General features: G+C 63.0%; 9 protein-coding genes. 6 read left to right on the top strand and 3 right to left on the bottom strand.

Annotated features, from left to right (window positions below; genetic code table 11):
• Positions 1–347: 347 nt before the first annotated feature.
• On the bottom strand, positions 348–590 hold the full coding sequence (locus EOA60_RS06015) for a hypothetical protein (protein ID WP_066989302.1): 243 nt from the start codon (positions 588–590) through the stop codon (positions 348–350).
• Between the two features lie 52 nt (positions 591–642).
• The gene (gene aceA, locus EOA60_RS06010) at positions 643–1,932 is read right to left on the bottom strand and encodes an isocitrate lyase (RefSeq protein ID WP_128293307.1); all 1,290 of its coding nucleotides are present in this window, start codon (positions 1,930–1,932) and stop codon (positions 643–645) included.
• A gap of 249 nt (positions 1,933–2,181) precedes the next feature.
• Between aceA and EOA60_RS06005 the strand changes: the two genes are divergently transcribed.
• The 6 genes from EOA60_RS06005 (at position 2,182) to EOA60_RS05980 (ending at position 9,295) form a co-directional block, all read left to right on the top strand.
• Complete coding sequence (locus EOA60_RS06005) at positions 2,182–3,630, top strand: XRE family transcriptional regulator (protein ID WP_095825800.1); 1,449 nt, start codon at positions 2,182–2,184, stop codon at positions 3,628–3,630.
• A gap of 167 nt (positions 3,631–3,797) precedes the next feature.
• Positions 3,798–4,748: a DMT family transporter gene (locus EOA60_RS06000; protein ID WP_095825818.1), complete on the top strand. Its 951-nt coding sequence runs from the start codon at positions 3,798–3,800 to the stop codon at positions 4,746–4,748.
• A 340-nt stretch (positions 4,749–5,088) separates the two neighbouring features.
• Positions 5,089–6,186, top strand: a complete 1,098-nt coding sequence (locus EOA60_RS05995) for a polyamine ABC transporter substrate-binding protein (RefSeq protein ID WP_067327271.1) — start codon at positions 5,089–5,091, stop codon at positions 6,184–6,186.
• Positions 6,187–6,367: 181 nt separating this feature from the next.
• Positions 6,368–7,507 (top strand): ABC transporter ATP-binding protein, encoded by a 1,140-nt coding sequence (locus EOA60_RS05990; protein ID WP_095825799.1) that lies wholly within the window; start codon positions 6,368–6,370, stop codon positions 7,505–7,507.
• A 10-nt stretch (positions 7,508–7,517) separates the two neighbouring features.
• Positions 7,518–8,480: an ABC transporter permease subunit gene (locus EOA60_RS05985; protein ID WP_095825798.1), complete on the top strand. Its 963-nt coding sequence runs from the start codon at positions 7,518–7,520 to the stop codon at positions 8,478–8,480.
• Positions 8,477–9,295 (top strand): ABC transporter permease subunit, encoded by an 819-nt coding sequence (locus tag EOA60_RS05980; RefSeq protein WP_067327282.1) that lies wholly within the window; start codon positions 8,477–8,479, stop codon positions 9,293–9,295. Before EOA60_RS05985 ends, EOA60_RS05980 begins: the two co-directional genes overlap by 4 nt.
• Before the next feature lie 32 nt (positions 9,296–9,327).
• Here the strand turns inward: EOA60_RS05980 and EOA60_RS05975 are convergent.
• The coding region (locus EOA60_RS05975; protein WP_128311135.1) for an AsmA-like C-terminal region-containing protein at positions 9,328–10,812 on the bottom strand (1,485 nt) is incomplete at its 5' end.

Here is a 10,812-nt window from a genome sequence, read left to right as displayed (position 1 = left end):
GGTTGATCGACGATTTGCCGACCACCAGCACCTTGGAGATATCCGCCGGCAGCCGGGCCGCCGCGCCACGGTCCGCCGGTTTCATTGGTTTTTCAGAGTCGTCACGATTGGCGGGACACATGTATGGCCGAGGCTCTGGTTCAATGCAGGGTTGAAACCTTAAGCGCGCAATTGGCGCGAGATCGCCAGCGGTGTCAAGCAAAAATAATGGAAAATGATAATATAGCAAGAATTGCTAAAAGCCGGCGCAAGTTCTCCCCGGCGCCACGGCCACAATTCGAAAAAACGAACGTCTCCCGGAACGTATAGCACACGGGAGACACTCGCGAGTGATTGTTGACGTTACGTCAGCCTTGGTTCTGATGGGTGACGATCACTGGGATCAAAAGATCACCCCAGTTGCCGTCTCCGCCATGGTGCCTGGCAGAGCGCACCAGCTCGACGGACACACCTGCTTCGACCGCCTTCATCACAGACTGGTTGAGCCTGTGCAAGTCGTTGGCAAGCATGCGGATCGTCGCCTGCTGATCGACGCTCATCGCGCTTGATTGTTCTTCGGCCCGTTCCTTGACCCGGCTTATCGATGCCATTGCTGTTCTCCTCGACGTAAGTGCCCTTCGGGCGTTTCCTCTGGTGTTGTCATTACTCGGCCGCCGGCCTGAACTGGGCGTGCTCGGTCGACTCATGCATGGCGGTGGTCGAAGACTGGCCGCCGGAGATCGCCATCGAAACGGCATCGAAATAGCCGGTGCCGACTTCGCGCTGATGCTTGGTCGCGGTATAGCCATGGACCTCCGCCGCGAATTCCGCCTCCTGCAGTTCCGAATAGGCCGCCATCTGGCGCTCCTTGTAGCCGCGGGCCAGTTCGAACATGCCGAAGTTCAGCTGGTGGAACCCGGCCAGTGTGATGAACTGGAATTTGTAGCCCATGGCGCCGAGTTCCTTCTGGAACTTCGCGATGGTCGCGTCGTCCAGGTTCTTCTTCCAATTGAACGATGGCGAGCAATTATAGGCGAGCAGCTTGCCCGGGTGGTGCTTGTGCACCCCTTCAGCGAACTTCCTTGCCTGCTGAAGATCCGGCTTCGAGGTTTCGCACCAGATCAGGTCCGCATGCGGAGCGTAGGCGACGGCGCGCGCGATGCAGGGCTCGATGCCGTTCCTGACGTGATAGAAGCCCTCGACCGTGCGGCCGGCGTCATAGTCGACAAAAGGCCGGTCGCGCTCGTCGATGTCGGAGGTGAGCAGCTTGGCGGCTTCCGCGTCGGTGCGCGCCACCACCAGCGTCGGCGTGCCCATCACGTCCGCTGCAAACCGGGCCGCATTAAGGTTGCGGATATGCGCTGCGGTCGGGATCAGCACCTTGCCGCCGAGATGGCCGCACTTCTTCTCCGACGCCAACTGGTCCTCATAGTGGACGCCAGCGGCACCGGCCTCGATGAAGGCCTTCATGATCTCGAACGCGTTGAGCGGCCCGCCAAAGCCGGCTTCGGCGTCGGCGACGATCGGCGCGAACCAGGTCTCGACCGAAAGACCCTTGCCTTCGGATGTCTCGATCTGGTCGGCGCGCTGCAGCGTGCGGTTGATGCGCTTGACCAGCTCCGGCGCCGCATTCGCCGGATAAAGCGACTGGTCCGGATACATGGCCGACGCGGTGTTGGCGTCGGCCGCGACCTGCCAGCCCGACAGATAGATCGCCTTCAAGCCCGCCCTGACCTGCTGCATGGCCTGGTTGCCCGACATGGCGCCGAGCGCATTGACGAAATCTTCCTCGTGGATCAGCTTCCACAGCCTGCTCGCGCCCATCTCCGCAAGCGTATGGCGAATCTGGACCGAGCCGCGCAGCCGCTTCACGTCCTCCGCCGAGTAGGGCCGTTCGATGCCGTCGAAACGGCCCTCCGGCGCGGACGGGACGAGGTTGTAAAAATCAGTCATCGATTGCTCCAGGTCAGTCTTGCTTGTTTAGATGGCCCGTTTGAGGGACGTATCTGTGGGCCGTTCACGTGTTACATTGTTTACATTGCGCCGCAAAAGTCGCCAGAAAAACCGGAGCTTGCCCGCTAAAATACGGGAAAACTGGTGTTGCGTTTGACAGATCGGGGCTGTAAATCTGTCATGATTGTAAAAAGCTGGATGAGCCCGCGACGGCGCGCCGTTATGTAAAACTCTTTTCAAGGTAGCCGATTGGCCGAGCAGAAGATTTTCGCCGGGCCGCGCATCCGCCGGCTTCGCAACGCCAAGGGCCTGACCCAGACGGCGATGGCCGAAGGCCTGGGCATCTCGCCGTCCTACCTCAATCTCATCGAGCGCAACCAGCGGCCGCTGACGGTGCAGCTGATCCTCAAGCTGGCGTCGGCCTACAAGATCGATCCGCACGAATTGCAGGGCGAGACCAAAGGATCGATCGCGGCGCTGAAGGAAGTGTTCGGCGATCCGCTGCTGGCCGGCGAACTGCCGGGCGACCAGGAACTGATCGACCTCGCCGAGATCGCGCCGAACGCTTCCGCCGCGATGGTGAAATTGTTTCGCGCCTATCGCGAGCAGGCCGATCGGCTGTCGGATCTCAATGAACTCCTGGCGCGGGAGGGCAGGGCGACCGCATTGTCCGGCACGCGCCTGCCTGTCGACGAAGTGCACGAGACTTTCGAGCGCAGGCCGAACCATTTCGCCGCGCTGGAGGAGGAAGCCGAGGCCTTCATTTCGCTGCTCGATCCAGGCGACGACCTGTTCGGCACGCTGAAGGCGTGGCTAAGGCGCGAGCACGGCATCGTGGTCAAGGTGCTGCCGGTGGCCACCATGCCGAACTGGCGCAGGCGCTACGATCGCCATTCGCAACGCCTGTTCCTGTCAGAGCGGCTCTCCCCCTTCGATCAGCTGCGCGAGGTCGCCATGGAGGCGAGCCTGATGCGCATGACGGTGGCCGTGGCGGGCGAGATCCAGACGTTGAAGCTCGGCACGGACGAAGCGCGCCGCTTAGCCCGTTTCGAGCTCGGCCGCTATGCGGCGCACGCGCTGATGATGCCCTATCACGCCTTTCATGCAGCGGCCGTCCGCGCCCGCTACGACATCGACGTCTTGCGTTCGCGCTTCGGCGTCTCCTTCGAGCAGGCGGCAAACCGCCTGACCATGCTGCAGCGGCCGAGCGCCTCAGGCGTACCGTTCTTCATGCTGGAGGTCGACAGTGCCGGCAACCGCTTCCGCAAGGCGGGCAGCCTGGGCTATCCGCAAAGCCGTTTCGGCGGCGCCTGTCCGAAGCTTCCTGTCCATGCGGCCTTTTCGCAGCCGGGCCGGATTCTGGTCGAGGCGGTGGAAATGCCGGACGGGACCGAGTTCCTCTGCATCGCCCGCACGCTCGAAGGGCCGCAAGGCGCCTTTTCCGAGCGGCCGCGGCGCACGGCGCTTCTGCTGGGCTGCGACATCGGCTTTCGCGACGAGATCGTCTACAGCGCGGCGCTGCCCGGACCGTCCGCCGCCAAGGCCGCGCAGAGCACGGCATATGCAACGCCGGTCGGCCCGGCCTGCAGGCTCTGCGAGCGCGTCGGCTGCCTGGCGCGCGCCGAGCCGCCGGTGACCCGGCCGCTTGGCCTCGACGAGATGGTGACGGGTCTCAGCGCCTTCGATTTCCAGGGGTAGCACCCCCCGCCAGCCGCAGCGGTTCAGCGGCCCGCAAGCCGGCTTTGTCCTACATTTCAGCGGATGCTGGATCACGCCTGGCTCCAGCATTTGCGCTACGCGAATGGGATATGGTGTGGTCGTCCGTGGTGGATCGTGCCGCCGGCAAATCGCTGACAGTCTCGCCTATGACCGATACCGCCTCGTCTCGCGTTGCCTTGGCTGCCGTCTCGCCGCGCGAGGAGCGGATCGGCATGCTGCTGGTCTTCCTGTCGGCGCTGATGTGGAGCTTTGGCGGCACCATCGCTCGCTTCATCCATGTCGGCGACAGCTGGACCGTGGTGTTCTGGCGCTCGATCTGGGCGGTGGGCTTCCTCGTCGCCTTCATGCTCTGGCGCGACGGCTGGCGCGGCACCTGGAGATTGTTCCGCGACATGGGCCTGCCTGGGCTGGGCGTCGCTCTCTGCTTCGCCACCGCCTCCACGAGCTTCATCGTCGCGCTCACCTACACGACGGTCGCCAACATCTTGTTGATGCAGGCCGGTGTCCCGCTTCTGGCGGCCATGCTCGCCTGGGTGCTGTTTCGCGAACGCGTGACCCCAGGAACCTGGGTCGCCATTGCCGCCGTCATCACCGGCGTGGCCATCATGGTCTCGGAATCGCTTGACGGCGCCGTCTCGCCGATCGGCGATGGCCTGGCGCTGCTGATCGCGGTGATGTTGTCGTTCGCGACCGTGATCACCCGGCGCTTTGCCCATGTGCGCATGGTGCCGGCCACTTGCCTCGGCGCATTGCTCGCCGGTGCTTTTGCTGCCTCGCAAGCCACGGAATTCACCGTCTCCGGGCGCGACATGGGCTTTCTCTTCGCCTTCGGCGTCATCAATCTCGGCGTCGGTCTTGCTTTTTTCGCCATGGGCGCCCGCCTGGTGCCCGCGGCCGTCGCGGCGCTGCTCGGCACTTTCGAGCCGATCCTCGGTCCGATCTGGGTGTGGCTCGTCCATTCCGAGGTGCCGTCGGGGCGCACCATCATCGGCGGCGCGGTCGTCATCGCCGCGCTGCTTGTTCATATTGCGTTTGAGTTCAAGCGGCAGACCCGGCCCGAGCGGCCGGGCATCACCGGGCTGCCGTCTCCCAATTGATGCTCGCGTGTCTTCCCCATTGACAACTCCGCTGCGGGGCGGGCAGGCTGCAATTACGGCAACAACAAGACAGGCGTATCTTGCCAAGTGACTCCGCCGGCCTCATCGAGGCCGGACCGCATCGTTACATCTCTGCTTACGCCGCGGCCAACGCCGCTGAGGCCGTCCGAACAGCTTCCTGGAAAGGAGGCAAGGGCGGCGCCCGTCACTCAACGATCCGGCGCACTGCCAGGCGCGCGCGCTTGTGGCTCTCCGGAAATCTCCATAGTCTGAAACAAACGCCGTCCCGCGCCCATGTCGCGACGAGCCGGCACGGGAACACTCACCAAAGGAGAATATCATGATCCGCAAAGCGCTTTTGCTTTCGGCGACTTCGGCCTTTCTGACGCTCTTCGCCGCGAGCGGCCATGCCGACGACCGCGTCGTCAACGTCTATAACTGGTCGGACTATATCGACAGCTCGATCATCGAGGACTTCACCAAGAAGACCGGCATCAAGGTCGTCTACGACACTTTCGATTCCAACGAGATCCTGGAGACGAAGCTGCTGGCCGGGGGCAGCGGCTATGATGTCGTGGTGCCCAGCGCCAATTTCCTGGCGCGCCAGATCCAGGCCGGCGTCTTCCAGAAGCTCGACAAGTCCAAGCTGCCGAACATCTCCAACATGTGGGATGTCATTTCGGAGCGCACCGCAAAGTATGATCCGAACAATGAGTACTCGGTCAACTATATGTGGGGCACGGTCGGCCTCGGCTACAACGTCAAGAAGGTGCAGGCGGCACTCGGCACCGACAAGATCGACAGCTGGGACGTGTTCTTCAATCCGGAGAGCCTCGCCAAGCTCAAGGATTGCGGCGTCTATGTGCTGGATTCCCCCTCCGACATCATTCCGGCCACGTTGAAACATCTCGGCCTCGATCCAAACAGCACCTCGCCCGACGATATCGCCAAGGCCGAGGAGGCCCTGCTCAAGGTCCGCCCGTATATTCGCAAGTTCCATTCCTCGGAATACATCAACGCGCTGGCAAACGGCGACATCTGCCTGGCGATCGGCTGGTCGGGCGATGTGTTCCAGGCGCGAAACCGCGCCGAGGAGGCCAAGCAGGGCGTCGAGATCGGCTATTCGGTGCCCAAGGAAGGCGCCCAGATGTGGTTCGATCAGATGGCGATCCCCGCCGACGCGCCGCATGTCGCGGAAGCGCATGAGTTCATCAACTACATGATGACCCCGGAAGTCATCGCCAAATCCTCGAATTATGTGCTCTACGCCAACGGCAACAAGGCCTCGCAGCAGTTCGTCGACAAGGCCCTGCTGGAGGACACCTCGGTCTATCCGGACGAGGAGACGACCAAGAAGCTTTACACCGTGCAGCCCTACGATCCCAAGACACAGCGCATCATCACGCGCACCTGGACCAAGATCGTCACCGGCCAATAAGCATCGAGACGCGACCCCGGCAGAAACTGCCGGGGTCGCTTTCTTTAGAAGCAATTCCAGCAACAGTGTGGGACGGTTTTCCGCCCCCGGAATTGCGTCAAAAACAAAAAGCTGGAGCGGTTCGGCGTTTTCTCGAAACCATGAACCGTTCCAGCGGAACGAAACAGACCCGGAGTGGGACATGAAATCGCTTGGCAGCATCCGCAGGGATTTCGCGCCATGGAATGATCCGAGCGCCAAGCCGTATATCCAGTTCGACAAGGTGACCAAGAAGTTTGGCGACTTCACCGCTGTCAACAATCTGTCGCTGACCATCTTCGAACGTGAGTTCTTCGCCCTGCTCGGCGCCTCGGGCTGCGGCAAGTCGACCCTGCTCAGGATGCTCGCCGGCTTCGAGGAGCCGACCGCGGGGCGCATTCTGCTCGACGGCCAGGACCTGCGCGGCATTCCGCCCTATAAGCGGCCGGTGAACATGATGTTCCAGTCTTATGCGCTGTTTCCGCATATGACGGTGGAAAGGAACATCGCCTTCGGCCTCAAGCAGGAAGGCATGCCCGCTCCCGATATCGAAAAGCGCGTCGCCGAGATGCTGAGGCTGGTCAAGCTCGAGCAGTTCGCCAAGCGCAAGCCGCACCAGCTTTCCGGCGGTCAGCGCCAGCGCGTGGCGCTTGCCCGCTCGGTCGCCAAGCGGCCGAAGGTGCTTTTGCTGGACGAGCCGCTCGGCGCGCTCGACAAGAAGCTGCGTGAGGAGACGCAGTTCGAACTGATGGACCTGCAGCAGGAACTTGGGCTTACCTTCGTCGTCGTCACCCACGACCAGGAGGAAGCCATGACCATGGCCGACCGCATCGCCATCATGGACAGGGGCGAGGTGATGCAGGTGGCGACGCCGGCGGAAATCTACGAGGCCCCGACGTCGCGCTTCGTGGCGCATTTCGTCGGCAATGTGAACATGTTCGAGGGCAAGGTTGCCGAGCGGGCAGCGAATACGACGCGCATCACCGGCGCGACCGGTGCGCAGATCGTTGTCGAGAATGCCACCGACACCACCAAGGGCGCCGACATCGTCTTCGCGATCCGGCCCGAGAAGATCAAGGTATCGTCGAGGAAGCCGGCCGATGCCGTCAATGCGCTGGAAGGCGAAGTCTATGACGTTGCGTATCTTGGCGACATGACCGTCTACCACATCAAGCTCGACGACGGACAGATGGTGCGGGCAAGCGCGTTGAACGCTGCCCGCGTCAGCGACGACCCTCTGACCTGGAACGATCGCGCCTGGGTCTCCTTCCGGCCGGACGCCGGCGTCGTGCTGACAAGGTAACAGGGCGGCCATGACCAACATCGCCGCCGCCCCTTCCTCGGCCGAAACCGCCGCTCAGTTGCCGACCAAGCTGGCGAAGGGCTTCGTTGACCGTCTCGTTATCATCGTTCCCTATCTCTGGCTGCTGTTCTTCTTCCTTGTCCCGTTCATCATCGTCTTCAAGATCTCGCTGTCGCAGACGGCGATCTCGATGCCGCCTTACACTCCTGTGCTCGATTTCGGCGACGGCATTTCCGGATTCTTCGCCGGCTTTCGCGAGCTCAACTTCGACAACTACACCTGGCTGACCCAGGACGCGCTTTACTTCAACGCCTATGTGACCAGCCTGATCATCGCGGGCATCTCGACGGTGTTGACGCTGGTCGTCGGCTATCCGATCGCCTATGGCATGGCGCGCGCGCCGGCGACGATCCGGCCGACCTTGCTAATGCTGGTGATCCTGCCGTTCTGGACCTCGTTCCTGATCCGCGTCTATGCCTGGATCGGCATCCTGAAACCCGAAGGGCTGCTCAACCAGGTGCTGCTCGCCACTGGCCTGATCAGCCAGCCGCTGGTCATCCTCAACACCTACACCGCGATCTTCATCGGCATCGTCTATTCCTATCTGCCCTTCATGGTGCTGCCGCTCTACTCGTCGCTGGAGAAGATGGACTATTCGCTGATCGAGGCGGCGCAGGATCTCGGCTGCCCGCCGATCGGTGCCTTTTGGAAGATCACCTTCCCGCTGTCGCTGCCGGGCGTGATTGCCGGCTGCCTGCTGGTCTTCATCCCGGCGGTCGGCGAGTTCGTCATACCGGACCTTCTCGGCGGCTCGCAGACGCTGATGATCGGCAAGACGCTGTGGAACGAATTCTTCGCCAACCGCGATTGGCCGGTCTCCTCGGCGGTGGCGGTCATCCTGCTCCTGGTGCTGACCGTCCCGATCATGTTCTTCCAGCAAGCTCAAGCGAAAGCCCAGGAGCAAGGCAAATGAACGCCACCTGGAGCCGCTTCAACATCACTTCGATCGTGCTCGGTTTTGCCTTTCTCTATCTGCCGATCGTGCTTCTCATCGTCTTTTCCTTCAACGAATCCAAGCTCGTCACCGTTTGGGGCGGCTTTTCGACGAAATGGTACGTGTCGCTGTTCCACAACCAGGGCCTGATGGACGCCACCTGGGTGACAGCCCGCGTCGGCGTCATCTCGGCGACCGTTGCCACCGTGCTCGGCACGCTGGCGGCGATCACCTTGACCCGCTACACACGCTTCAAGGGACGAGTGCTGTTTTCCGGCATGGTCTTTGCGCCGCTGGTCATGCCGGAAGTCATCACCGGCCTGTCGCTGCTCTTGCTCTTCGTGGCCGTCGGACTTGACCGAGGCTTCTTCACCGTCACGCTCGCCCACATCACCTTCACCATGTGCTTCGTGGCCGTCGTCGTGCAGTCGCGCCTGGTCTCCTTCGACCGCTCGCTGGAGGAAGCCGCGATGGACCTCGGCGCGCCGCCGGTGAAGACCTTCTTTCAGATCACCTTGCCCGTCATCTTGCCGGCGATCATCTCCGGCTGGATGCTGGCCTTCACGCTCTCGCTCGACGATCTGGTCATCGCCTCCTTCACCTCGGGCCCCGGCGCCACGACGCTGCCGATGAAGATCTACAGCCAGGTGCGCCTCGGCGTGACGCCTGAGATCAATGCCGCCTGCACCATCCTGATCGCCGTCGTCGCGATCGGCGTCATCATTGCCTCGATCGCCAACAAGCGCCGCGAGGTCCAGCGCCAGCGCGATGAGCAGGCGGCGCAACGCGGATAGGGAACAAAGACGGGCGCGACCTGCGCCTTGTTCTATTGGCCTGAAACGCCGCGGCTGATCGGCGAGATGAACGGAGTGCTCCAGTTGCCGCCGACGAAGAACAACGACTGCTTTGAGGGCTGCGGCGCCTGCACCGCTGTCTGACCGGCGGTAGCCGGTTGTTGGGCCGGCTGTTGCTGCGCAGGTTGTCCGTTCGGGATGATGCCGCCCGAGAGCGCCAGCCCGCGCCCGGTATAGGAGGCGATGCCCGAAAGCCAGATCTTGTACTTCTGTGCATTGACCTCGGCCTTGTCCAGCCGCGCCACACCTTTCGAGATGCTCGCCTTGATCTCGGCGCCGTCGATGGGCAGCGAGCCGTCGGCGACGTCGTCGAGGGCGAAGAATCCGCCCTGTTCGTTGCGCTTGAGAAAGGCAGGCAGGTTGAGGCCGTTGAGCGAGCCCGGCCCGAACGTCGCCGAGAAAGACCCGTCGGCGTTCTCGAAGATCGAGTCCCAGGCCTTGCCCGGCCCCTTCAGAATGACCGAGACGGTTCCGGTTCCGGCCGGCACCAGCCGCGTCATCCCCGCCGCGGTGGCGAAGGCGCCGGTGTCGACGTCCGATGCCAAAAGCCGCAACTCGACCTGAGTGCCGTCCGGCTTGCGGTCGAAGCGCAGGCTGCTCTGGATGTTGCCGTTGAAGGCCGACGCGTCGGAGATGTCGAAGACGGCAAGCCCGTTCTTGACCTGCGCGGTCGCGGCGACATCGGCAAGCTGGATCGGGCCGGCGGTGGCGTGCGCCGCCGACAGCCTGAGATCGAGGTTGATCTTGTCGGCGAAGCCGGTGTCGAACTCGCCGGGGCCTGCCTGGCCGGCGGGAGCGATCGGCGTGAAAGCGGAAAGGACCGATCGAAGATCGAGCGTATCGAACGCAAGCGTGCCGGAAATAACGGGCAGGGGCTCGCTGAACGAAAAGTCCAGCGCTCCCATGCCGGGGTTGTTGTCCAGCGCCACCGTCGTGTTCTCGAACTTCGCGCGCCCCGCCGAGGCCGCCACCTTGCTCGCGACCGAGACGGAGCCGATCGCAGCACCAGGCGCCATGCCGGCTTGCGACCATTCAAGCAGGCGTCGCAGCGAAGGGGCGGTGAATTTCGCTTGGCCGTCCAGATAGCCGTTCTCCGACATCGAGGCGACGCCGTCGAAAGAAAGTGTGGCGGGCGCCGCCTTGAAGGCGAGCGTGACGGGGGCGACCCCTCCGGCAAACAGCACCAGCGGCTTCGCCGAGGAAAAATCGATCTGGACGCTTTCGCCGCGCCATATGCCGGTCGCCGTGAGCGCGGCGTCGCTGTTCATCGCCGCCCAGTTCACCTGGCCGCTGAGGCTGCTCAGGATCTCGGTATCCTTGCCGCCAACCGAGGTCACGACGCGGCCGTCGCGGAACTCGACGATGCCGAACGGATCGGAAGGGAGTCTGCCGAGGTCGGGCTTCTGCGGGTTCGCGGTGACCACGCCGCGCGCAGTGTCGATCGAGCGGGTGATGCG

It is taken from the genome of Mesorhizobium sp. M1A.F.Ca.IN.020.06.1.1 (genome assembly GCF_004023265.1).
Taxonomy (GTDB): domain Bacteria; phylum Pseudomonadota; class Alphaproteobacteria; order Rhizobiales; family Rhizobiaceae; genus Mesorhizobium.
This window is presented reverse-complemented; position numbering and strand designations above follow the sequence as displayed.